Source organism: Micromonospora sp. NPDC048935 (assembly GCF_043197875.1).
Taxonomy (GTDB): Bacteria; Actinomycetota; Actinomycetes; order Mycobacteriales; family Micromonosporaceae; genus Micromonospora.
The window spans coordinates 138,615-161,515 of the sequence record NZ_JBICTZ010000012.1 but is presented as its reverse complement, the minus strand read 5'-3'; the positions used below and the strand labels follow the sequence as shown (position 1 = coordinate 161,515).

At 71.7% G+C, this 22,901-nt stretch carries 22 protein-coding genes; 14 read left to right on the top strand and 8 right to left on the bottom strand.

All coding sequences use genetic code 11. From position 1 onward, the window contains the following. Positions 1-61: 61 nt before the first annotated feature. The gene (locus tag ACGFIW_RS28360) at positions 62-904 is read right to left on the bottom strand and encodes a helix-turn-helix transcriptional regulator (RefSeq protein WP_393321932.1); all 843 of its coding nucleotides are present in this window, start codon (positions 902-904) and stop codon (positions 62-64) included. A 102-nt stretch (positions 905-1,006) separates the two neighbouring features. Between ACGFIW_RS28360 and ACGFIW_RS28355 the strand changes: the two genes are divergently transcribed. Further along, complete coding sequence (locus tag ACGFIW_RS28355) at positions 1,007-1,759, top strand: SDR family oxidoreductase (RefSeq protein ID WP_393321929.1); 753 nt, start codon at positions 1,007-1,009, stop codon at positions 1,757-1,759. A gap of 24 nt (positions 1,760-1,783) precedes the next feature. Here ACGFIW_RS28355 and ACGFIW_RS28350 read toward each other — a convergent pair whose 3' ends face one another. Continuing rightward, positions 1,784-2,299 (bottom strand): GNAT family N-acetyltransferase, encoded by a 516-nt coding sequence (locus ACGFIW_RS28350; RefSeq protein WP_393321926.1) that lies wholly within the window; start codon positions 2,297-2,299, stop codon positions 1,784-1,786. A gap of 302 nt (positions 2,300-2,601) precedes the next feature. Here ACGFIW_RS28350 and ACGFIW_RS28345 point away from each other — a divergent pair, with 302 nt between their 5' ends. The 3 genes from ACGFIW_RS28345 to ACGFIW_RS28335 are packed head-to-tail and all read left to right on the top strand — an operon-like array spanning position 2,602 to position 5,049. Next, positions 2,602-3,156, top strand: a complete 555-nt coding sequence (locus ACGFIW_RS28345; RefSeq protein WP_393321923.1) for an NADPH-dependent FMN reductase — start codon at positions 2,602-2,604, stop codon at positions 3,154-3,156. A gap of 25 nt (positions 3,157-3,181) precedes the next feature. After that, positions 3,182-4,195 (top strand): ATP-binding cassette domain-containing protein, encoded by a 1,014-nt coding sequence (locus ACGFIW_RS28340; protein WP_393321919.1) that lies wholly within the window; start codon positions 3,182-3,184, stop codon positions 4,193-4,195. After that, on the top strand, positions 4,192-5,049 hold the full coding sequence (locus tag ACGFIW_RS28335; RefSeq protein ID WP_393321916.1) for an ABC transporter permease: 858 nt from the start codon (positions 4,192-4,194) through the stop codon (positions 5,047-5,049). Before ACGFIW_RS28340 ends, ACGFIW_RS28335 begins: the two co-directional genes overlap by 4 nt. A 122-nt stretch (positions 5,050-5,171) precedes the next feature. Here the strand turns inward: ACGFIW_RS28335 and ACGFIW_RS28330 are convergent, their stop codons facing one another. After that, on the bottom strand, positions 5,172-8,609 hold the full coding sequence (locus ACGFIW_RS28330; RefSeq protein WP_393321913.1) for an ATP-binding protein: 3,438 nt from the start codon (positions 8,607-8,609) through the stop codon (positions 5,172-5,174). 101 nt (positions 8,610-8,710) lie between these two features. On the opposite strand from ACGFIW_RS28330, the gene ACGFIW_RS28325 reads away from it, so the two are divergent. From ACGFIW_RS28325 to ACGFIW_RS28305, 5 genes are read left to right on the top strand one after another with little or no spacing between them, the layout of a single operon-like run. Next, positions 8,711-9,250, top strand: a complete 540-nt coding sequence (locus ACGFIW_RS28325; RefSeq protein ID WP_393321911.1) for a PadR family transcriptional regulator — start codon at positions 8,711-8,713, stop codon at positions 9,248-9,250. Continuing rightward, the gene (locus ACGFIW_RS28320; protein ID WP_393321908.1) at positions 9,247-9,960 is read left to right on the top strand and encodes an ABC transporter ATP-binding protein; all 714 of its coding nucleotides are present in this window, start codon (positions 9,247-9,249) and stop codon (positions 9,958-9,960) included. Before ACGFIW_RS28325 ends, ACGFIW_RS28320 begins: the two co-directional genes overlap by 4 nt. Position 9,961: 1 nt before the next feature. After that, positions 9,962-11,743, top strand: a complete 1,782-nt coding sequence (locus ACGFIW_RS28315; RefSeq protein ID WP_393321906.1) for an FtsX-like permease family protein — start codon at positions 9,962-9,964, stop codon at positions 11,741-11,743. 60 nt (positions 11,744-11,803) lie between these two features. Further along, the gene (locus ACGFIW_RS28310; RefSeq protein WP_393321903.1) at positions 11,804-12,256 is read left to right on the top strand and encodes a helix-turn-helix domain-containing protein; all 453 of its coding nucleotides are present in this window, start codon (positions 11,804-11,806) and stop codon (positions 12,254-12,256) included. Next, the gene (locus tag ACGFIW_RS28305) at positions 12,249-12,617 is read left to right on the top strand and encodes a DUF4180 domain-containing protein (RefSeq protein ID WP_393321900.1); all 369 of its coding nucleotides are present in this window, start codon (positions 12,249-12,251) and stop codon (positions 12,615-12,617) included. Before ACGFIW_RS28310 ends, ACGFIW_RS28305 begins: the two co-directional genes overlap by 8 nt. A 5-nt stretch (positions 12,618-12,622) precedes the next feature. On the opposite strand, the gene ACGFIW_RS28300 is transcribed toward ACGFIW_RS28305, so the two are convergent. Continuing rightward, positions 12,623-13,258 carry a hypothetical protein gene (locus ACGFIW_RS28300; protein WP_393321898.1) on the bottom strand — a complete coding sequence of 212 codons (636 nt, stop codon included), beginning with the start codon at positions 13,256-13,258 and terminating at the stop codon, positions 12,623-12,625. Between the two features lie 180 nt (positions 13,259-13,438). Here ACGFIW_RS28300 and ACGFIW_RS28295 point away from each other — a divergent pair, with 180 nt between their 5' ends. Continuing rightward, positions 13,439-14,275: a hypothetical protein gene (locus ACGFIW_RS28295; RefSeq protein ID WP_393321895.1), complete on the top strand. Its 837-nt coding sequence runs from the start codon at positions 13,439-13,441 to the stop codon at positions 14,273-14,275. A gap of 109 nt (positions 14,276-14,384) precedes the next feature. Here ACGFIW_RS28295 and ACGFIW_RS28290 read toward each other — a convergent pair whose 3' ends face one another. Then, the gene (locus tag ACGFIW_RS28290; protein ID WP_393321892.1) at positions 14,385-15,275 is read right to left on the bottom strand and encodes a hypothetical protein; all 891 of its coding nucleotides are present in this window, start codon (positions 15,273-15,275) and stop codon (positions 14,385-14,387) included. A 246-nt stretch (positions 15,276-15,521) separates the two neighbouring features. Between ACGFIW_RS28290 and ACGFIW_RS28285 the strand changes: the two genes are divergently transcribed. Continuing rightward, positions 15,522-16,037 carry a hypothetical protein gene (locus ACGFIW_RS28285; protein WP_393321889.1) on the top strand — a complete coding sequence of 172 codons (516 nt, stop codon included), beginning with the start codon at positions 15,522-15,524 and terminating at the stop codon, positions 16,035-16,037. Between the two features lie 228 nt (positions 16,038-16,265). Then, positions 16,266-18,842 carry a hypothetical protein gene (locus tag ACGFIW_RS28280; protein WP_393321886.1) on the top strand — a complete coding sequence of 859 codons (2,577 nt, stop codon included), beginning with the start codon at positions 16,266-16,268 and terminating at the stop codon, positions 18,840-18,842. 3 nt (positions 18,843-18,845) lie between these two features. Here the strand turns inward: ACGFIW_RS28280 and ACGFIW_RS28275 are convergent, their stop codons facing one another. Continuing rightward, a complete protein-coding gene (locus ACGFIW_RS28275; protein WP_393321884.1) occupies positions 18,846-19,289 on the bottom strand; it encodes a peptidase inhibitor family I36 protein in 444 nt (147 codons plus the stop codon). A gap of 298 nt (positions 19,290-19,587) precedes the next feature. Between ACGFIW_RS28275 and ACGFIW_RS28270 the strand changes: the two genes are divergently transcribed. After that, positions 19,588-20,472 carry a fibronectin type III domain-containing protein gene (locus ACGFIW_RS28270; RefSeq protein WP_393321881.1) on the top strand — a complete coding sequence of 295 codons (885 nt, stop codon included), beginning with the start codon at positions 19,588-19,590 and terminating at the stop codon, positions 20,470-20,472. Positions 20,473-20,477: 5 nt separating this feature from the next. Here the strand turns inward: ACGFIW_RS28270 and ACGFIW_RS28265 are convergent, their stop codons facing one another. Then, complete coding sequence (locus tag ACGFIW_RS28265; protein ID WP_393321878.1) at positions 20,478-20,999, bottom strand: DUF6082 family protein; 522 nt, start codon at positions 20,997-20,999, stop codon at positions 20,478-20,480. 26 nt (positions 21,000-21,025) lie between these two features. Beyond that, positions 21,026-22,132 (bottom strand): FAD-binding oxidoreductase, encoded by a 1,107-nt coding sequence (locus tag ACGFIW_RS28260; protein WP_393321875.1) that lies wholly within the window; start codon positions 22,130-22,132, stop codon positions 21,026-21,028. Positions 22,133-22,351: 219 nt separating this feature from the next. Between ACGFIW_RS28260 and ACGFIW_RS28255 the strand changes: the two genes are divergently transcribed. Further along, the gene (locus ACGFIW_RS28255; protein WP_393321872.1) at positions 22,352-22,870 is read left to right on the top strand and encodes a flavoprotein; all 519 of its coding nucleotides are present in this window, start codon (positions 22,352-22,354) and stop codon (positions 22,868-22,870) included. Positions 22,871-22,901 lie beyond the last annotated feature (31 nt).

Here is a 22,901-nt window from a genome sequence, read left to right as displayed (position 1 = left end):
GTGGTGTCCCGAAGAGCGCTGTACCGCACCCGACTCCGCGGTCCAGCGCTCTTCGGCGAGGTCAGGCGCCGACCCGCTCGGCGATCCGGCGGAACACCGCGTGGGTCGGCGATCCGGGCTCGGCGACGTAGACGATCATCCGCTGGTCGGTCTCCGGCACCAGCAGGACCCGGCACTCGAACTCCAACTGCCCCAGGTCGGGATGCGGCACCCGCTTGACGACGGGACGACGTTCCGCGACGTCGTGCTCCGCCCAGAGCTGGGCGAACCGGGGTGCGGTGCCGAGCAGCTCGGTGACCAGGTCGCGGATCGCCGGGTCGGCCGGGTAACGGCCGTAGGCGGCCCGCAGGTCCGCGACCGTGCCGCGCACGAACCGGATCACCTCGGCGTCGGCCCAGTGCGCGCTTGTCGCCGGCTGCCGGAACGTCCAGCGGATCATGTTGCGGTCCGCGTCGGGCACCGCCGCGAGATCCCCCACGAAGTACGTGGCCAGGCGGTTCCAGGCCAACACGTGGTACGCGGCGTCGACGAGGTACGCCGGCGTCTCGGTCATCGCGTCGAGCAGATGGCGCAACCCGGAGGGCACCTCCCGGCTCGGCCCGGCGGTCGGCGGCGGATTCTCCCCGGCGATCCGGAACAGGTACTCCCGCTCGTCGCGGCTCAACAGCAGCGCCCGCGCCATCGAGGCCAGCACCTGCCGGGACGGGTGCGGCCCACGGCCCTGCTCCAGCCGGATGTAGTAGTCGATCGACATGCCGGCGAGCTGGGCGACCTCCTGCCGGCGCAGGCCGGGGGTGCGCCGGCGTACCCCGTCGGGGAGGCCGACCTCGGCGGGGCGCAGGCGGGCGCGGCGGGTGCGCAGGAACGCCGCCAGTTCCTCACGCCGCAGGCCGCTGCTCGTCATACCTCCAGCATGCCCCGGACCGGGCTCGCGAGGGTGGTACCGCCGGTCCCAGCCTCGGGCAGGCTCTCCCCCGGGGCCGCCGACGCGGACAGGCTCGACGGCATGACAGACATGATCGCCCTGATCACCGGGGCCAACAAGGGGATCGGCTTCGCCACCGCCCGCCAGCTCGGCGCCCTCGGGATGACCGTGCTGGTCGGCGCCCGCGACGCCGAGCGCGGTCGGGCAGCGGAGCGGGAGCTGCGCGACGGCGGCGCGGACGCGCGGTTCGTGTCGCTGGACGTCACCGACGCCGAGTCGGTGGCGGCAGCCGCGAAACTGGTGGAGACGGAACACGGCCGGCTGGACGTGCTCGTCAACAACGCCGGCATCATCCTCGCCGACGGGGAGCGGGGGCTGCCCAGCGAGACGACGGTGGCGACACTGCGCGGGGTGTACGAGACGAACGTGTTCGGGGTGGCAACGGTCACCAACGCGCTGCTGCCACTGCTGCGCCGGGCACCCGCGGCCCGGATCGTCAACGTCTCCAGCGAGGTCGGCTCGATCGCGGTGATGACCAACCCGGCGAGCGCGCTGTTCGCGTTGACCTCCGTGCCGTACCCGTCGTCGAAGACGGCGCTGAACATGCTCACCGCCATGTACGCGAAGGAGCTGCGGGACACCCCGATCAAGGTGAACGCGGCGAACCCCGGCTACTGCGCCACCGACTTCAACAGCCACCACGGCTTCCGCACCGCCGAGCAGGGCGCCGAGGTCAGCGTGCACCTGGCGACACTGCCCGCCGACGGGCCGAGCGGGCTGCTCTGGGGCTTCCAGATGGACGCCGGCGGCGGGTACGGGGTGCTGCCCTGGTGACCCGCACCAGCCGCCCCGTCGACCTCAGCCCTCGGTCGACGGGGCGGTCAGGTCGAGCTGCCAGTCGTTGGCACACATCAGCCGCCCCGGCGGGTATTCGAAATCCGTCTCGCCGAGCAGCGTGAACCCGGCCTTACGGCAGACCGCGTTCGAGGCGGGATTGTCGACCGACGGATACGCGTGCACGTAGCGCCGGTCCCGCCGGGCACGGGCCACCTCGACGACCGCACGCACCGCCGCGCTGGCCAGCCCCTGCCCCCGGTACGCGGGCAGCACCGCCCAGCCCATCTCGTACACCTCTTGCTCCCGCCACTGCCGGGCCCAGTACGCGACACTGCCCACCCGCGCCCCGTCCGGCAGGACCATCACGAACATGCAACCCTGGCCGTCGTCGGCGAGGTGCACGTAACGCCCGTGCCGGGCGAGCACCTGCTCGTCGCTCTCCGGGCCACCGGTGTGCCTGCGCGTCTCCGGGGTGTTGAGCCGCCGCAGCAGGTCGAGATCCTCCTCGCGCCACGGGTCGATGCGTACCTGAACCATCCCCATCCCCTGTTCGTCGACCCCAGTCAAGCCGATCCCACCGACATTCCACCCCGAAACGCCGCCCGCTAGCGCCTGCTTCATGAGGGCGGTCGAGCCGAGGCGGAGTCCGGGCGGCGGTCCGGCAAGGCGCGGTTTCGTTCGGATACCGGTGTGGTATCCGGACGAAACCGCAACGCCGCCGGTCGTCGTCCGGGCCCGCCGTAGGCCGGCCAGTTCTTTTATGAAACAGGCGCTAGATCGGATCTAGCGGGCGGCTGGCCGCCGTCTCGCGCCCTGGGTGGTGGAAGGGGGTGGCGAGGATGACACCGTTGCGGGTCGCCGTGATCATCGGCAGCACCCGGGAGGGGCGGGCCGGCGACCGGGTCGCCCGCTGGTTCGTCGACCAGGCCGTGCGGCACGACGACCTGGCGGTGACTGTCGTTGACCTGACCGAGTACGACTTTCCGGGCCGTCACCCCGCCGAGCCGACCGCGTCCATCCGGGCGTTCGTCCGCGAGGTGGGGCGGGCGGAGGCGTTCGTCGTGGTCACCCCCGAGTACAACCACAGCTTCCCGGCACCCCTGAAGCAGGCCATCGACTACGCGTACGACGAGTGGCAGGCCAAGCCGGTCGGCTTCGTGGCGTACGGCTGTCGGTCCACCGGCCGGCACGCGGTCGACCAGCTACGCACGGTCTTCACCGCCCTGCACGCGGTGACGGTGCGCGACGTCGTCGGGATCGACCTGCTCGCCGGCGAACCGACACCGCAGTGCACCGACCAGGTGGGCCGCGACGCCAGCGTCCTGCTCGACCAGCTCCGCTGGTGGGGTCTGGCCCTGCGCGACGGCCGGGCCGCCCGGCCCTACGTCTCCTGACGACAACCGATGAGAGGTACGAATCATGAGTAGACGCACCACCGGCCTGGCCATCGAGGCCGAGGGGCTCACCCGCTCGTTCGGGGAGACCCGGGCGCTGGCCGGGATCGACCTCCAGGTGCCCGCCGGCACCGTCTACGGCCTGCTCGGCCCCAACGGGGCGGGCAAGACCACAGCGGTCCGGGTGCTCGCCACGTTGCTGCGCCCCGACGGAGGCTCGGCACGGGTGTTCGGGCACGACGTGGTCACCGACGCCGACAACGTCCGTTCCCGGGTCAGCCTCACCGGCCAGTACGCCTCGGTCGACGAGGATCTGACCGGTACGGAGAACCTGGTGCTCCTCGCCCGCCTGCTCGGCCTGCGCAAGTCGGCCGCCCGCGAACGCGCGGCGGGCCTGCTCGCCGCGTTCGGCCTGACCGAGGCGAGCGACCGCCAGGTGAAGAAGTACTCGGGTGGCATGCGGCGGCGCATCGACATCGCCGCGAGCATCCTCAACACACCCGATCTGCTCTTCCTCGACGAGCCGACGACCGGCCTCGACCCGCGTAGCCGCAACCAGGTCTGGGAGATCGTCCGCGCGGTGGTGTCGCACGGCACGACGGTGCTGCTGACGACGCAGTACCTCGATGAGGCCGACCAGCTCGCCGGTCGGATCGCGGTCGTCGACCACGGGCGGGTGATCGCCGAGGGCACCCCGGGTGAGCTGAAGTCGTCGGTCGGCTCCGGCACCGTCCACCTGCGACTGCGGGATCCCGGCCAACGGCCGCAGGCGGAGAAACTGCTCCGGGAGGCACTCGACGTGCCGGTGCAACTCGCCGCCGACCCGGTGGCGTTGACGGCCCGGGTCGGCGAGGCCGGCACCGACCTCGACGCCAGCGCCCAGGCGGCCCGTGCGCTCGGCGACCTGGCCCGCGCCGGCATCGTCGTCGACGACTTCTCCCTCGGTCAGCCGAGCCTGGACGAGGTCTTCCTGGCCCTGACCGACCACCCCGCCGTGCCGGCCGACGAGCGCGACGACGAACTGGAGGCAGCCCGATGAGCAACGCCACGACGACCACGACCGAACGGGCCCCGACGGTCTACGTCCCCTCCGCCGAGGCGCTGGCGACCGTGCTCGCGCCCGCTGCCCGGCCACCCCGGCCCAGCGCGTTGAGCGCGTCGCTCACCTTCGGCTGGCGGGCCATGCTGAAGATCAAGCACGTGCCGGAGCAGCTCTTCGACGTGACCGCGTTCCCGGTCATCATGGTGCTGATGTTCACGTACCTGTTCGGTGGCGCGCTCGCCGGCAGCCCCCGTGAGTACCTCCAGTTCTTCCTGCCCGGCATCATGGTCACCAGCGTCGTGATGATCACCATGTACACGGGTGTCGGCCTCAACACCGACATCGAGAAGGGCATCTTCGACCGGTTCCGGACGCTGCCGGTCTGGCGCCCGGCGGCCCTGGTCGGCATGATCTTCGGCGACGTGCTGCGCTACATCCTCGCCGCCCTGGTGATCCTGGGCCTGGGGCTGGTGCTCGGGTTCCGCCCCGCCGGCGGGGTGGTCGGCGCGGCCGCCGGGATCGGGCTGCTGGTGGTCTTCTCGTTCGCGTTCTCCTGGGTGTGGACGTTCTTCGGGCTGATCCTGCGCAGCGAGAAGTCGGTGATGGGGGTCAGCATGATGGTGCTGTTCCCGTTGACGTTCCTGAGCAACGTCTTCGTCGACCCGAGCACCATGCCCGGCTGGCTCCAGGCGTTCGTGAAGGTCAACCCGGTGACGCAACTGGTGGCCGCGATCCGCGGTGCGATGAGCGGCGAGTCGGACCCGACGGCCACGATGTGGCTGCTGGTGTGGAGCGCCGGCTTCCTACTCGTCTTCGGCACCCTAACCATGCACCGCTACAACCGCCGCTAACCCATCCCCGCCCTCGCCCCCGCCCCGCGATCTTGCACTTTCTGTCGCGACATACGTGGTGAATCCCCCGTAACGGCGACCGAAAGTGCAAGATCGCGGGGCGGACGAGGTGGGGTACGCGGTTAGAGCCGCCAGGGCAGCGGCTTGGGGGGCAGGTAACAGCAGGTGCTGCCGGTCGAGACGGAGTCGCGCAGGTGGCTGGCGAGCGCGGGGTGCTGGCTGTCGAGTTTGCGCAGCGTGTCCCGGATCCGCGCGGTCACCGTCTTACGGGCCCGCTCGGCCTCGTCGCCCAGGCGGCGGCTCCGCCCGGCCAGCCCCGCGGCGGCACGCAGCTCGTCGAGCAACGCACCCCGTTCGGCGTCCAGCGCGGCCACCTTCCGGTCGTCGTCGCGTGCGGCGGCCCGATCGATCTCCTCGTCGAGACGTGCCAGGTGCCGCCGGTAGCGGGCCTTCGCCTCGTCGTCGAGGACCGGATCGCCACCCATCCGCCGGGCGGCGACCAGTTCCGGCCCGGCGGCCGGGTCGAGCAACTCCACGGCCGGCACGTCACTGCCCGGCCGACTCAACAGCAGGTGCAGGTCGTGCAGGCCCTTGGCGTCGGGCAGGTGCACCACGACACCGGCGTACGCCAGCCGCCAGACCGGCCCGTCGCGCCGAAACTCGTACCCCTCGCCGGCTGACGCGACCTGACTGGACGCGAAAGCCTGGCCTGGCCCGTTGACCGGCCCGGCGTTGACCGGAGGGCCGCTCTGCCCCGGCGCGGCAACCTCGCCTGGCCCGGTGACTCGGCCCGCCCCGCCAACCTGGCCCGCCCCGCCAACCTGGCCCGCCCCGCCAACCTGGCCCGGCCCGCCAAGCTGGCCTGGCGCGGCGGCCGCGGTCTGCACGACAGTCTCGCCTGGCGCGACGGCCTGGCGTGCGGCGGCGATGGGCCCGGCCGCATCGGTGGAGGCCGTGGCGAGTTGGCGGAGCACCTGCGTCATGCCGAGAGCCGTTGCCTCCTGGGCGGTGGTGGCACGCAGCGCGGCCACCGTCGCGGCGTCGCCCGGGTGTCCCCGGCCGGCGAGGGCTTTCGCGAGGCCGACGCGGGCGATGAGCGACCAGGGGCGCGAGCCCAGCCGGTCGGCGGAGTCCCGGGCGGCCGTGAAGCCGGCGACGGCGTCGTCCCAGCGCTCCTGGGCGGCGTCGATCAGCGCCAGCCAGTGGTCGACGGGCCCGCTGATGTCGCAGCCGAAGAGGCCCACCGTCCACTCTCCACGGTGCGGGGCGAGCGCGGCCCGCGCGGTGTCGCAGCGCCCCGGGTCGGCGGACGCGGCGGCGACCTGTGCACGCAACCGCAGCCAGAGTGGCGAGACCGGACGCGGGTACCGGATGGCGGCGGCCTCGATACCCGTGGTCAGCCGGACCGCCGTGGCGTCGTCGCCACGCTCCGCCGCGGTGATGGCCCGCAGCAACTCCCGGTAGGGGTAGTCCATCGGGGCCAGGCCGTCCAGCAGGGTGTCGGCCTCGTCGTGCCGGCCCTGGAGCAGCAGCCGGGACCAGCGCAGGTGATGCCCCATGAAGCCGAACTCGGCATGGCTCAGGTCGGTGAGGTCGGCAAACCTCGTGTCGGCCTCGACGAAGTCACCTCGGAAGGCCGCGATGATCCCGCTGTCGACGACTGCCGCGATCCGGTGCCGAGCGAGGTCGCCCCGCCGGTCCGCGTTGACGAAGGTGGTGAACTCCTCGTTGAAGCGAGGGTCGCCCAACTCCAGCAGCGCCACCCAGCGCAGCGAGGTGGCCCACAGCTCGGTCTCGCGGTCTCCCGTACGGCGGGCCACAGCCCGGATCTCGGCGGTCAGCGCGGCACGGGCCGCCGCGGTGCCCAGGCCCCAGGTGGTGTCGTGGCGGGCCCAGAGGCTGAACGTCAGCGCCTCGTCGTCCTGCCCTCGGCGGGCGATCGTCTCGGTGGCGGTGATCAGGTCGGCGATCAGGGTGCCGACCGTCGCCTCGGTGTCCGGTTCGCCGATCAGTTTCTGGTACGCGTCGCGCACCAGCTCCGCCGCGTCGAGCGAGTCGACGGTCTCCACCTGGCGGGAGCGGTTGACGATGAGGGCGACGCGGGCCAGCAACACCGGGTTGTCGAGTGTGCGAGCCAGCACTCCGGCCTCGGTGAGCAGTTGCCCGGCTTCCTCCCGCCCGGCGTGGTGATATTGCGCCTCGCCGAACTCGACCAGGATCCGCACCCGTTGCTCCCGGTCCTCGACGACCTCCAGCGCCCGGCGGAAGTGCACCGCCGCCTCGTCGGTGCCGAGCCGGGCGAACGCGTCCCGCCCGGCGGCGACCAGCAGAGTGGCCCGCCGGGCCCGGTCGAGCGTGGGGCCGGCGAGGTAGGCGTGCCGGGCGAGGTCGGCGGGGATCAGCAGATCGGTCAGCTCCCGCAGGTCGTCGACCGCCCGGACGACGGTGCCGTGCCGTGCCTGCCGGTCGTCGTCGGCCAGACCGTCGTAGAGCGTCTCGCGGACCAGGTCGTGGGCGAAGGCGAACCGGCCGCCACCCCTGGCGACCACCAGCCGGGCGGTCAACGCACGGTCGAGCAGCCGGTCGACCTGGGCCACGGGGGCGGTCACGCACGCCGCGAGGACCTGGCGGTGGAACTCGCGACCCAGCACGGCGGCGACGGTGAGGGCCTCGACCACGGGCGGGGGCAGTTGGGCCAGGCGACGACGCACCGCCTCCCGTACGCCGGGCGCGATCGTGTCCGCGGCCTCGTCGGCATGCCACAGCCGGGCGGTCTGCTCGATGAAGAACGGGTTGCCCCCGGTGCGCCGGTGCACCTCGTCGACGAGGTCGGCGTCGGGCTCCCGCCCGGCCGTCCGGGCCATCAGCGCGGCCACCTCGTCCCGGGAGAGGCCGGTGAGGGTGATGGTGGTGGCCTTCGCGACAAGCGGCATCAGCAGCGGGCGCAGCGGGTGCTCACCCGACTCGACCTCGGCGTCACGGTAGGTGCCGATCAGCAGCAGTCGCTCGAACCAGGTGTGCTGGGCCGCGAAACTCAGCAGCCGCAGGGAGGCCGGGTCGGCCCAGTGCAGGTCGTCGAGGATGACCACGACCGGCCGATGCTGGGAGACCGCGACCAGGGCGGCGGTCACCGCGTCGTACAGCGCGAACGTCTCCTGGTCGGTGACGTCGTGGCCCTCGTCGACGGGCGCCCATCCGTCGGCGAGCCGGCGGAGGCCGTCGGCGCTGGTCTCGCCGAGCAGGGCCGCGAGGGCCGGTTCGGCGTCCGGTCGCGCCACCGCCCAGTCGTCGGCGGAGCGCCGCAGACCGCGCAGCACCTGCACCCACGGCCAGTAGCCGGGGGCGCTGTCGGAATCCCAGCAGGCGGCACCGAGCACCAACGCGCCACGCTGCCGGGCCTCCCGCGCCACCACCGTGACGAGGGTCGTCTTGCCGATGCCCGGTTCGCCGGTGATCAGGGCGAGGCCGCCGTGACTGGTGGCGGCCCGGTCCAGCTCGGCGCGCAGCAGACCTGCGGGGTGATCCCGCCCGATGATGGCGTCGCCGCGCCGCGCGTCCATGGTTTCCAGACGGTACTGGAACCCTCCGACACCAAGCGTCGAGATTTGACAGTGACATAGCTAGCGGTTATCTATTAGCGGTCGATTCGAGGGGTGTCGGGGTGCAGGACGTGGTGCTGGCCATGCTGGCCAAGGAGCCGGCGCACGGGTACGAGCTGCGCAGCCGGATGCGCAGCGCGCTCGGCCCGCTCGGCGAGGCGATGAACGCGGGGCAGGTCTACGTGACGCTGGCCCGGCTGGCGAAGGCCGGGCTGGTCACCTCGGAGCGAGCCGAGGGCCTGCCGGACCGGCCCGACCGGCGGGTCTACGCGTTGACCCCGGCCGGGCAGCAGCGGGTCGCCGGCTGGCTGACCGAGGTGAGCTGGCCGAAGCCGGACCTCACGGAGTTTCACCTGAAGCTGGTCGCCGCCGCGGCTGCCCGGTTGGCCGATCCGGTGGCGTTGGTCGACGCGCAGCGGCGTGAGGTGCTGCGGCGGCTTCGCGACGCGCAACGCGCGGCGTTGGTGCGGTCGGTGGATCCGGTTGCCGGGTTGCTGTTGGAGGGCGTCGTGTTGCGGTTGCGGGCTGACCTGGAGTGGCTGGAGGCGTGCGAGCGCACGTGGTCCGAGCGTGATCGAGCGGGACGGAAGGCGGGGGCATGAACGGGTCGATGGCGGTGCGGACGCGTGGGCTGAGCAGGTGGTACGGCTGGGACAACGCGCTGGTGCGCGCGGTCGACGAGGTCGACCTGGAGGTGCCCGCCGGCCAGACGTTGGCGATCATGGGGCCGAGCGGCTGCGGCAAGTCCACCCTGCTGCACCTGCTGGGCGGGCTGCAACGCCCCACCCACGGCGAGGTGTGGCTGGCCGACCGCCGGATCGACACGTTGAGCGAACGCGCCCTCGCCCGCCTGCGGCGGGACACCATCGGGCTCGTCTTCCAGTCCTTCCACCTGATGGACGAACTCACCGCGGTGGAGAACGTCGAGATGGCCGCCCTGCTGGCCGGGTGGTCGCCGGGTCGCGCTCGGCGGCGCGCCCTGCACCTGCTCGACCAGGTCGGGCTGGCCGACCGCGCCACACACCTGCCCTCGGCCCTGTCCGGCGGCCAGCGCCAGCGGGTCGCCATCGCCCGCGCGTTGAGCAACGAACCGCAGGTCGTTCTTGCCGACGAGCCGACCGGCAATCTGGACAGCGCCGCCACCCTGGAGGTACTGCGGCTGTTCGAGGAGTTGCACAACACCGGGCAGACCCTTGTGGTGGTCACGCATGACGCCCGCATCGCGGCGGTCGCCGACCGGGTGATCTCGATGCGGGACGGCGCATTCGCCGACGACAGCCTGCTCGTCGGCGTTCCTGGCGGGGTGCGCTGACGTGGCGGGCCGCATGCTGCTCATCTGCCGACTGCTGACCCGAGGGCTGCGTCGGCACCGAACCGAGAACGTGTTGCTGCTGGTCGCCATCACGGCCGCGACCGCGACGATGACCCTCGGCCTCACCCTCACCGAGCTGGTCACCCGCCCGTACGAGCGGACCCGGGCCGCCACCGCCGGGCCCGATCTGGTGGTGGAACCGGGCTTCACCGGCCCGAAGGCCCTCGATGCGCTCGCCCGGTTGGCGAGCCTGCCCGCCGTGACCGAGCACAGTGGGCCGTACCCACTGGCCTTCCTGACTCTGACCGCCCGCGACACGACGGTCCGGGTCATCGTCGAGGGCCGCGACCAGGCGCCGGCCGCGGTCAACCGGCCGGCGGTGACCGACGGCACCTGGGTACGCCCCGGCGGCGTGGTCGTCGAACGCACCTTCGCCGACGCCCTCGGCATGCGCCTCGGCGACACGGTCAGCGTCGACGGCCACCCGCTGCACGTGACCGGGTTCGCGGTCACCGCCGCCCGCCCGGTGTACCCGCAGGTCCACTGGCACCTGCCCGGCGGGAACCTGGTGGAGAAGGGCGGCCTGGTCTGGGTCGACCACGGCGACATCACCACCCTCGCCGGGGACCAGCCGCTGTCGTACACCCTGAACCTCAAACTGGTCGACCGCGATGCCGGCGCCGGGGCCATCCGCCCGGCCGGCGATGTCCGCTTTCGCGGCTGGAGCTTCCGGTCCGCGCGGGACATCGCCCACAGCAGCGGACGACAGAACCGGCAGGCCGAGACGGCGCTGGTGGTCGGCGCGTGGCTGCTGACCGGCCTCGCGGTGGTCGGCATCGCCGGCATCGTCGCGGGCCGGGTCATCGCCCGACGCCGCCGGGTCGGGCTGCTCAAGGCCATCGGTGCCGGACCCGGCGTGATCGCTGCCGTCCACCTGGCCGAGTACCTCGTGATCGGGCTCGCCGCCGCCGGGGCCGGACTGGCCATCGGCTGGTTCACAGCGCCTGTGCTGTTCCGTTCCAGCGCCGGATTCGTCGGCTCCGTCGGCGTGAAGCCGCCGCTGCACGTGGTGGTCACCGCCACCGCGCTCGCTCTCGCGCTCGCCGTCGCGGCGACCCTGGGGCCGGTGCTACGCGCCGCCGCCACCAGCACGATCCAGGCGTTGGCCGACGCCCCCACCCCACCGCGTCGACGGCGGTGGACGATCTGGCTGTCGCGTCGACTGCCCACCGCGCTGCTGATCGGGGTACGCATCAACGCGCGCCGGCCGCACCGAGCCCGGCTCGTCACCGTGAACACCCTGATCACCACGGCGGCGCTCGCTGCCGTCCTCACGATCCTGGCGCAGGACGACGATCCATTGAATCTGGGCTACTCCGAGCTTCCCGACCCCCGCAACGAGCGAACTCTCCAGGCCATGCTGATCGTCGCCGGGGTGGCCTGCTTCCTCGCGCTGCTCAACACCATCGTGAGCACCTGGACCGCGGTGCTCGACACCCAACACCCACTGGCTGTCGCCCGCGCGCTCGGCGCGACCCCCGCCCAGGCCGGCCTGGGGCTGGCCGTGGCGCAGCTCATCCCCGCCGTTCCCGGCGTCGCCGCCGGGATCCCCTTCGGCATCGGGTTGTACCTCTTCTTCGACGGGGAGCGATACCCGCCCGCCGCCTGGACGCTCACCACAGCAGCTGGGGTCCTGATCGCGGTCGCCACGCTCACCGCCGCCCCCGCTCTGGCCGCCGCACGTCGCCCGGTAGCGGACACCCTCCGATCCACGGCGACCTGACAGACAGATCACACCCCTAAACGTTACCTAAACTTCCCTACCTGGCTAGAGTAGGGAACGATGACGGAAGAAATGTATTCAGTTGAGCAGGTGGCCGACCGGCTCGGCCTCCACGTCCGCACGGTGCGCGGCTACATCCGCTCCGGTCGGCTGCGGGCGGTGCGGATCGGCAAGCAGTACCGGATCGCCGCCCGGGATCTCGACGCGCTCACCGGACAGGCTTCCGCGCCCGCGAGCGGCCGGGGGCGGGCTGAGGTGTCGAGCATCGTGCAGGTCGACGGCGTCGACCGGGCCGCCGCCGACCGGCTCGGCACGCTCGTGCTCACCAGCGCCAACACCGGCCACGACCAGGCCAACCCACTGCGGGTGCAGACGGTGTACGACGAGGAACGCCACCGCATGAAGATCATCATCTTGGGCGACCCGGCCGCCACCGCGGAGCTGCTGCACCTGCTCGACGCCGTCCTCGATGCCGACAACGGCCTACTCGACCGGGAGGTCCACGATGCCTGACGAGATCCAGGAACGCGCCGGCGTGCAGGTGCTGGTCTGCGACCCGACCGGCCCGACCGTCGCCACCGAGCAGGACGCCCTGGACCTGATCGGCGCGGCCTTCCTCGGCGCCCGGGTGGTCGCCGTGCCGGCCAACCGGCTCGACGAACGCTTCTTCTCGTTGGGCACCCGCTTCGCCGGTGACGTGATGCAGAAGTTCGTCAACTACCAGGTGCGGCTCGTCGTGGTCGGCGACATCTCGGCGCAGTTGGAGGGCAGTTCGGCACTGCGCGCCCTGGTGCACGAGTCGAACCGGGGCGGGCACATCTGGTTCGTCCCCGACCTCGACGCCCTCGACGACCGCCTCCGCGCCACGGCATAGCGACCTCACCCGCCGCCGACAACCGCCATCTCCACCTCGTCCGCCTCGATCGCCCGCACCCGGGCCTGCTCGGCCGCCCACCGCAGGTAGGCCAGCCACTCCTCGGACGACCAGCCGTTGCGCCGACCGATGCCCGCCTCGACGGGGAGCAGGCTGGCCACGACACGGTCGAGGATCAGTGGCTGCACGCCGCCCACCCCGCGCCGGTAGCCGACGAAGTAGACGATCTTCGTGAACAGACCCGGCCCCAACCACGGCAGCCGCGCCTGGCCGGGGTCGCGGAAGCGCTGGTACGCCGTGCACAGCGCGGCCTCGTCGGGCGCTGGCGTGGACACCTCCTCCAGCGCGTACGCCAGGCGGGTGCCGTCCGGGTCGGCGTCGAGCGATCTGGTGGCGCGCCACGGGCCGTACCCGATGGGGCCGTAAGCCCAGACCAGCACGGCGGTCAGCAGTTGGCGTGGGCTCGCGGTGCCGCATCGGTACGCCTCGGCCACCGCGAAGACATCCCGCCGCCAGATCTCGCCGGTCGCCGGAAGGCCCTCGGGCCACGCGTCTCGCGGCAGCCCGGGACGCCACCTGTCCACGTCGACCCGGACCGGAGCCCGCTCCCCCGGTAACACCACACCGCCGGTCGCCCGCATGGTCGCCTCCCTCAGATCGCGCGCTCGCGGAACTCCGTGGTTCGGACGTTATGCACGGGCGCTCCCACCTGCCGCCCGCCGACGGCATATCGCGGTATCGATTGCCTGGGTGGGCCGCCAACAGCGACACCGCATCTCGGCAGGGTCGGGGACGTCGCACCGCTGATCTATGGTGTCCGCGTGCTTCCCCGAAACGTGAAGATTCTCGATCAGGTCCGCGCCGGGGCGCTGCGCCGCGACATCCCCGCCGCCGATGTGGAGCGCTGGCTGGGGCTCGCCCGCCCGTCCGCGCTCCTGAAACAGCAGGGTGACGGGCCGGTCGTGGGTGCCATCCGTGGGCCCGTGCTGCTGCCAGCCGATGCCGAGGACCCGACGTTCCCGTTGATCGCCACCATCGACTGCGCAGCCCTTCCGGCAGACGTGACAGACCTTCCGCTACCGACCGACGGCCAGTTGCTGCTGTTCGGTTGGCCCGAGGAGGACGGCTATGGCGAGGTGATGTACGTGCCGGCGGGCGTGGCCGTCGACGAGCGAGAGCAGTATCCGCCGGGCTTCGCTCCGGACGACGAGGAGCACGCCGAGGTCTACGCGGAGATCCCGCAGGGCGATCTGCACCTCACTGTCGACATCTCCCTGCCCTACGTCAAGACGATCCCGGGGCCGCCGTGGTCTCCGCCGTTGCCGGGCGATCCTCCCTTCGAGGAGATGACCCAGGTGTGGCAGGCCGTCCTGGGCGACGTGCCGGACGGCGTCTTCGCCTACAAAGGCCATTCGACGCCGCTGCTGCTGGGCGGTTATGGCACTGACCGCAACGGTTTCAACCCCGCCTGGTTGGGTGCCGACCGCGCCGGCTACTCGGGCAAGGACGGGCCACCCGACCATGGTGACTGGGTTCTGCTGGCCGAGTTTCACGGCGGCAGACAGGGCGGCGCGACCATCCACTGGGTGATACAGCGTGCCGACCTGAAGGAACGACGCTTCGACCGGGCCAGCGTCTTCGTCGACTGGAATCCGTGAGGCCGGGCGGCCCTGTCCTGACGACCGTGCTGCCTGTGAGTCATCTTGTTGGCTCACAGGCAGCACGCGTGTCGAGGCGACCGTCGGTTCCGACGGGAGGGCCTGCCGGCTATGCGGTGGCGCAGATGGCGTACGCCGTGTCGGACCAGTTGCCGGCGAACGCGTCCTCCTCGTAGGCGCCCGAGTCGACTGTCGTCGGGGCGGTCGCCGGGCCTCCGTTGGGCCGGAAGTCGTCCACGACGCCCTCACCGGTGACACCGTTCAGCTCGTAGCCGGCGCCGGTCATCACCTTGCCGACCGGGCAGCCGGCGACGACACTGCGGAAGTCGAGGGAGTTGTTGGCACCCACGGTGGAGGCACGCACCAGGCCCGCCAGCGGGTTGGCGCAGATGGCGTACGCGGTCACCGACCAGTTGAGGACCGTGGCGTCGGCTTCGTAGGCGCCGAGGCTGACCGCGGTCGGTGCCACGGCGACGCCGCCGTTGGGACGGAAGTCGTCGACGACACCCTCACCGGTGACACCGTTCAGCTCGTAGCCGGTACCGGTCAGCACCTTGCCGACCGGGCAGGTCGCCGTGGTGGAGTGGAAGTCGGCCGAGTCGCTGACGCTGACCGCGGAGACCCGCACCAGGCCGGGCAGCGGGTTGGCGCAGATCGCGTACGCCGTCACCGTCCAGTTGCCGGCGAACGCCTCCGCCTCGTACGCGCCCACGGTGACGGCCGTCGGCGCGGTGGCCGGGCCGCCGTTGGGGCGCAGGTCGTCGACGATGCCCTCGCCGGTGACCCCGTTCAGCTCGTAGCCGGTACCGGTCAGCACCTTGCCGACCGGGCAGGTCGCCGTGGCGCTGTGGAAGTCGGCCGAGCTGCTGACACTGGTCGCGGCGATCCGCACCAGGCCGGGGACCGCGGCGGACGCCGGGCTCGCCGGAACGAGCACCGCCCCGGCCGCGACGAGACCGAGCACGAGTACGAACGCTCGGGCTTGTTTCTTGGTACGCATGGTGTTTCTCCCGTCTGAGGCCCCGGGCGGTGGGCGTGACGACGCCGCCGTCGAGGCCGTTGGTGATGACGGGTTCACGGTAGGTAGTCGACCGACCAGGCATTATCTCCAAACCGACTACGTCGCGTAACGGACCGATCGGCCTGCCGTCCACGTCGTCGCCGTTCCGACGATCGAGGGACAGATTTGATTGCCCGTGCTCGATAGCCTGGGGTCGAATCGTGCCAGTCGGCTCGGGAGGCCGTGTTGACCATGGAATCCGCGTCCACGACCATCGACGCGTCGCAGTTCGTGGTGGGGTTGGCCCGACAGGTGAGCGGGCGACTGGCTCCGGACGAGTCGGAGCTCTTCGACGAGGTGGCCGCGCTGTGGCGCGCCGGGGCGGCGCGGGGCCGTACGCCCGGCAGCGCGGTCGGCTTCGGCATCGACGAGGCACTGGTGAGCGCGATCGTCCTCGAAGCGGTGGCGATGTCGGTCCGGGAGGTCCTGGGCCTCGGGGCCGAGGTCGCGAGGTCGCGGTGGCGGCGGTGGCGCGGCACCGAGCGTCGCGCCACGTCGGGCCGCGAGTTGGCCGGCACCGCACTGCCGGCGATCGAGGGCCGGATCGTGGTGACGGCGGCCCAGGTGGCCCGACTGCGGGACGTGTCGCGGCGGCACGCGACGGCCCTCGGGCTCGACGACGCCGCGGCCACCCTCCTCGCCGACGCCCTCGTCGGGGCCCTCCACCTGCCGGAGCCCTCGTCGGATGATGACCGCTCCTGACCGCCCGGCCTCCACTCTGGACGTTACGGATTGCGCTGCCCCGTAAGCGGAAAGTAGCCATCTATTACTTTTAGGTAGATGCGGGGGACGCTGCGAATAAATACCGCGTTCGCCCGAAAGTTGCGGTAGCTTGAGCCTCGCGCCCACCCGCGCATCCCTCACTCGGACGTGCCACCCCCGCCCGTCCGCGTCCACTTTCACCCCTTCGTGGAAGGTCCAACGGCGGACATGGGCGACGGCCTCGTTGACGAGTTCGAACGGTACATACAGGATGCGACGATCTCGGTGGCGCTGCGGGAGTGGGCGGCCGGGCGTGACGCCACCATTCGCCCCCCGAGCCATGGCACCCCGCTGCGGGGGCGCGGCGGCGGGCGGTTGATCCCGGTGGTCGTGGAGCAGAGCGACGGTCGGGATCCCGAGCAGCTCTACGTGAAGGTGTTGTCGGCCGGGCAGGCTAGCGAGGAGGCCGCCCGGCACCGGAGGGCGGTCGGCGTCGACGCGGGCTTCGCGGAGCGCCACCTGGTCCGCCAACCGTACCCGCGATACCCCGTCGGCGACGGCCGGTACCTGATGTTCCAGGACGTCGCGCGCGGGGCGGAACGGGTCGTCCCGCTCGCCGAGGTGAGCGACGACCAACTCAGGGACGCCTACCGCGCACTGCTCGACGGGGTGTGGGGGTGGCACCGCCCGGGGCGTCGGATCAGCCAGACCAGTGTCGGCCGGTTCGTGCGACGGGAGCTGGCCGACGCCGGTGCCGAGGCCGAGGCGTACGGGGCCGTCTCGGCGCTGGGCCTCGGCGACCTCGCCGCCGACTGGCTGTACGACCCCGCGCTCGGCCTGGTGCTGCCGAACCCGCTTCGGTTCGCCGACGCTGGCGCGCTCTTCCACGACGACAGGATCGAGGCGCTCAGTGGGGCGTCACACGGCGATCTGCACGGGCACAACGTGCTCTTCCCGTACGCCTCGGCCGACCAGGTACAGGTCCGGAAGTTCTGCCTGGTCGACACGGACCGGTTCGCCCTCGACGCACCACTCACCCGCGACCTGGTCACCGTGCTGCTGGATTTCGTCCTCCCCGAGGTGGCCGGCGCGCCCCGCGTCGCCCAGGCCAACGCGCTCCTCGCCCTGCTCGTCGACCCGAGTGGTCGCGCCTCGGACCGGCTGCCCGCGCTGGCGGCGAAGGTGATCAAGGCCGGCCACACGGTGGGGTTGACGGTCGCCAAGAAGGGCAACTGGGGGACGAGCTGGCGCGCGCAGTACCTGCTCTCCCTGCTGAGCCACGCGTTGATCTGCTGCACCTACGAGGATGCCGGCCCCACCGGACGAGCCTGGTACTTCCGACTGGCCGCCCACGCGGCGCACGCCTACCGACAGGAGTTCCGGCCGGGGGTGGTGCCGCCGCCGGCGGCCGGCCTGCCCATCCTGCCGGGCGCGACACCGCACCTGGTGTCCCCGACAAACGACAGGTCGGCCCGCTTCGACGCGGCGGGACCGCAGCCGAGCCAGCAGAACCGTGCCGCACCACTGGACCGGATGGCACCGGACCAGACGCGGCCTCCGACCGCTCCGGAGGCACCGGCGTGGCCCTGGGGGTCGATCCCGATCCAGCAACGCCCGGGTCCCGGCGGCTGGCACGGGACGCCGCGTCGTCCGACGGCACCCCCGATCGCCCGCCCCGGCGACGGCGGAAACCCGCCACGCTTTGCGTCTGGCGCGCTGTCGACGAGTGGCAACGCCCCCAGCAGCAGCCGGCCGGGCGCGGCGACCGGGAACGCGGCAGGTGCCACCCACGCCGGCGCGTCCGGCTGGCCACCGGCCCGCGACGGCGAACGGCGCGTCAACCGACCCGCCCCGCGCTACGTCGTCTCCGCCCGCACGAACGCGATTCCCCGGCCCCGCCGCCCCGCTGGCGAAGGCTCGATCGGGGTGCCGGCGGGCCCCGGCCGGATCAGCCGACTGCCGCCCAAGCTGCGGGCCGTCCTGGCGATCCTGCTCGGTGGGGTGTCCCTGACACCGCTGGTGGCGGTGTACGGCTCCGGGATCCGGGGGCGCGACGAGACCCCGGTCGCCCCGACGAGCGAGGCGTCACCCGGGGTCGTGCCGTCGGCCGGCAGCACCCCCACGTACGCCGGCAGCACCCGGCGTCTCGCGGATCTCGCGCTGACCGCCGCGGGGATCACGCCCACGGCCGCCGACGGGGCGTACACCGTGTCCTGTCTTCGGGTCTGGGCACCGGAGGACCTCGCGCCGGGCCTCGATCGCCGCAGCTACCGGGACGAGCAGTTGTGGTGGACCGCGGCGCTGTCCGGGCACCGGATCGTCACCCTGGTCACGGGCGGCCGCCGCGCCGGCCAGCCCACGTCGTTCCGCTACGGCCTGGGTGAGCTGTCCGAGATTCCGCCGGTGCCCTCGGTGGATCCGGTGGAGCTGCGCCGGCAGCTCGCCGCGCAGCTCGGCGAGCTGCCACCGGAGCTGCGCAACGCGGCCGGGATGCTCAACGTGATCGTGCGGATCTTCCGCTACCACCTGCTGAGCCCGCGTCAGATCTCGGCGCTGTTGTTCGAGTTGGCGGCGACTCCGGGCATCCAGGACCGGGGCGCGTACCCGGACTGGAACGACAGACCCGGGCTGGCGTTCAGCGCCGACGACGGCGAGGACCGCCGGGAGACCGTGCAGTTCGACGCACGCACCGGTGAGCTGCTCAGTCACGAGACGACCACGGTGACCGACAACCGGACCCTCGACTACGTGCTGTTCCTGCACAAGCAGCGGAGCAACCGCACCACCGGCCCCGACTGCGCCTGACCGTCACCCGCAGCGACGCTGCACGTAGTTCGGCCAGTTGCGGTAGGGCGACGCGTCGCTGCGGACCCGGTTGCCCGCACCGACGTCGAAGAGCCGGGTGTCGTAGTAGTAGAACGAGACCGAACCACTCGTGAGGTTGTAGTGCGCCGACTCGACACGGAACTGCCAGTACCAGGTGGCGAGGCTCTGCCTGCCGCAGTCGGAGAGCCGGCCCCGGGGATAGCCGAAGTTGGGCCACTCGTAGAAGCAGTACCAGCCCGAGGGGCAGTCGGCTGCGGCGAGCGTCCCGATCGGCCGCCGCAGGGTCACGACGAACGCCCCACCGTCGTAGCTGATCTCGTTGTCGTTGATCGCCCTACCGCCCGGGTGGGTAGTCAGATAATCCGCTATTTCCTGACTTCCGGCCGCAGCGGCCCCGGCCGGGCCAGGCCCCGGAAAAAGGATCAAAAGCCCGCAGAGTACGGCTGCGAGCACGGCGACAATGGGACGTGGAATGACCATTCGACACCTCGCGATGTGGGCGCGCCGGGATGTGCGGACGGTAGCGCCGGCCAGGTCAGCACGGCGGGGAGCGCGGAGAATCGATGGATACGCCGCCCGATCAGCGTATTGAGAATCCTTGATTGATCGCCAGTTCTCCCCCGTGCAGAATCCTGACAATGGGCTTTTTGGGCACCATCGCGCATCCGCCCCCAGCAGGTGAGACATCGCATTGACTTCGATGCATTGCCGCTAGCATTCGGGTATGCCCGCTCGCCGCTTCACCGCCGCCGTCGTCCTCGCCGCGCTGGCGAGCCTGCTCGCCGTCAACGCCGCCCGCGCCGACGGCCCGGCAATCAGCACCCCCGGCGCACCCGTCGTGGTGGCCAACCAACCACACCAGCTCACCCTCAGCTGGGTGCCCTCCACCTGGGTCGGCGACCCGGCCGCCGAGCAGCCGATCAACTACGAGGTGCAGGTTCCGCTGAGCCCGCACACGTACCGCTGGCTCGGCACATCGACCGACACCACGATCACCCTGACCGACCTGGCACCCGGCACGACGTACCGGATCGCGGTTGCCGCCCGCGCACTCGGCGGCTACTCCGACACCTCGGCCGTCACCACCGTGCGCACCGCCAACGGCCGCGCGACGGTCAGCTACCTCAACCTCGACTGGTCCCCGACCAACAACCAGATCCAGCACGCCGTGAACGTCACCAACACCGGCACCGGGCCACTCGACCTGAGCACGGTGCGGGTCCGCTACCACCTGCGCTTCGAGGGCGCCAACACCTCACTGGTGCCCAACTGCGACTGGGCCGCCCTGGGCTGCGACCGGATCCGGCAGACCGTGCTGTTCTTCATCCCACCGGTGGTCGGGCCACCCGCGTCGACCACACCCACGCCACCGGGCTACCCGATCCCGGGTACGCCGGTCTACGGCTGGGTCGAGCTGACCTTCACCGACGGCACGCTTGAGCCGGGCGAGTCGACAGGCCCGATCCAGCTACGGCACCACCGACACAGTTGGAGCGACATCGACGAGCGCGACGACCCCAGTTGGCTCGCCGCCACCGGTCAGTGGGCCGACAACGAACGGATCACCGTGGACGTCGACGGCGTACGCGAGTTCGGCGACGTCTCCTGATGCGCTCAGCCGCCGCGCCGGCGTGAGCCATCAAGGCGTCGACGGCGCCCGGCTATGACGGCCGCGGCGCCGAGTACGACGCCGACGCCAAGCGCGGTCGCGTGTCCCGCCGCCCGGGCCCCACGCGCAGACGCCGTGTCGGGACTGGTCGACCCTGCCGTCCCGACGGGCTCATTCTCGGCCGGCCCTGCTGCCACCGCTGCCAGGTAGCGGCGGTCGACGGTCGCCGTGAAACGTCGGGCTCTTCGTGACGTCTCGGCGGTCATCCGCGGTGTACGTGCCTCGGCCCAGAATCGACGGCCAACGTGCCCCTTGAAGAACTGGTCGGCGAGCACTTCGAGGTGCTGCGCGGTGAGAACGTCCACCTCCCACATCAACTGCCAGTGGGACACGATGAGGTTCGCGTAGACGTGCTTGCGGAACCAACCGATGTCGGCGGCGTCCTCGATCGGCCCCCAGCATTCCAGGAGCGCGGGATCGTCGATGGCCATCTTGAGCAGATCGTTATGCAGGGCGCGCAGTGCCACGATGTGCTGACGGAAGCGGCATGCCATTAGCGGGCGATCCGTTCGGGCAGGTGCGTGCGAGCAGCGGGGATACCGAGGGCCAGCAGCCGTGATCGAGCGTCGGCCAACATCCCTGGTGGGCCGCACAGGTAGATGTCCTGGTCGGGTCGATGGTGATTGAGGGCGATGGTCAGGGCGTCGCCCTGCTCGGCCGGCTCGGCGCAGGGGTCGGCGGAGAACGCCGGTACGACGGTCAGCCAGTCGTGGGCGCACTGCAGCTTGTCCAGGGCTATCGCGTCGTACAGGTCGAGGAAGGCGCGGGCGCCGACGACAAGCGTCACCCGCCGACCATCGGGTGCCGCGGCGACCTGCTCGACCAGGGCGCGCAGCGGCGCCAGCCCGGTGCCACCGGCGACGAGCAGCAGATCGTTCCTGCTCGACGGGTCGAGACTCAGCCCAACGTCGCTGGGTGGGCCGACCCAGAGCAGTTCGCCGGGGCGTACCTCGTGGACCAGGTCGTGGGAGACGGTGCCGGCGGGGACGGCGCGAACGTGCAGCTCGACGGTGCCGTCCGCGCGTGGGGCGTTGGCCGGTGAGAGCCAGCGCCACTGCCCCGGCCGGCGCGGCGTGCACACCGGGACCGCCTGACCTGGCTGGAAGAGCAGTCGTCGCCAGGGACGTACCGTCAGAATGGCGATGTCGGGCGACGGCCGCTCGTGGTCGACCACCTCGACGTGCCACCAGGCCCGACCGTCGTCGACCTGCGCGGCGGCGCGACGGATGGCCTGGGTGGTGCGGCAAAGGGCGCGCTCCGCAGCGCGGGCGAGCTGCGACGTCCACAGTGGGTGCGCGTGACGGGCCACGGTGGCGAGCAGGGCGTCACCGACGGTGGTGGCGTGCGGGAGCAGGTCAAGATGACGGTACGCGCGGCCGAGCACCAGGAGCAGCGCCGCCCGGTGCGCCGGGTCGTCAACGCCGACCGTGAGCTGGCCCAACGCGTTGAAGAACAGCGGCGCGTCACGGTGCCGGAGCAGGCCGGATCGGCGGTCTTCGAGGGTGCACCAGAAGTCGCCGGCGGCCCGCACGTCGACCGACGCCCAGGCGGCGGCCAGGCTCAGGTGTGTCGGGTGATCGTCGTCCATCAGGGTAGGCATGCCGGCTCCGAGACGTTGACGGATCGAGGGGCACCGGGGCGGGCGGGGGACGGAGCTGCGCCGTTGAGGGTCGGCGCAACTCCGGGACAAGGCACCCGCCCCGGGCCATGCGTCGACTCTCGCGGTTGACCAGGCAGTACGGCATGTCACGGTGATCGTGGCTGCATGCGCGATGCGTATGGTCGACTACATGTCGCCCTGGTCGGGCAGACTGCGGGCATGACGGAGCGTCCGGTGTTGTATCTGGTCGTGTGCGCCGCAGGTCCGGCGGAACACATCGACGAACTGGTCGACCTCCTGATCGCCGACGGGTGGCGGGTGTGCATGATCGTCAGTCCCACCGCCGCCGCGTGGCTCGACCGGGCGGCGTTGCAAGACAAGACCGGCTATCTCGTACGCGTCGAGTGGCGGATGCCCGGCGACCCTGAGCCGCACCCACCGGCCGATGTGGTGGTGGCCGCGCCGGTCACGTTCAACACGGTGACGAAGTGGGCGTTGGGCATCAACGACACGTTGGCGCTCGGTGTCCTCAACGAGTCAACGGGCGCGGGCCTGCCGATCCTTGCCTTTCCGCACGTCAAGGCGGAGCTGGCCGCGCATCCGGCGTATGCGGGTCACGTGGCGGTGCTGCGCGGCGCCGGCATTGTCGTGGCCGAGGGGATGCCGCTGAACGCGACCCACACGTCCGACCGTTGGAGCATGGTCATCAAGGCGCTGCGGTTGCTTCGTCCGGCCTAAGTAGCTGTCGTCTGCCCTGTCCGGCGGTCCT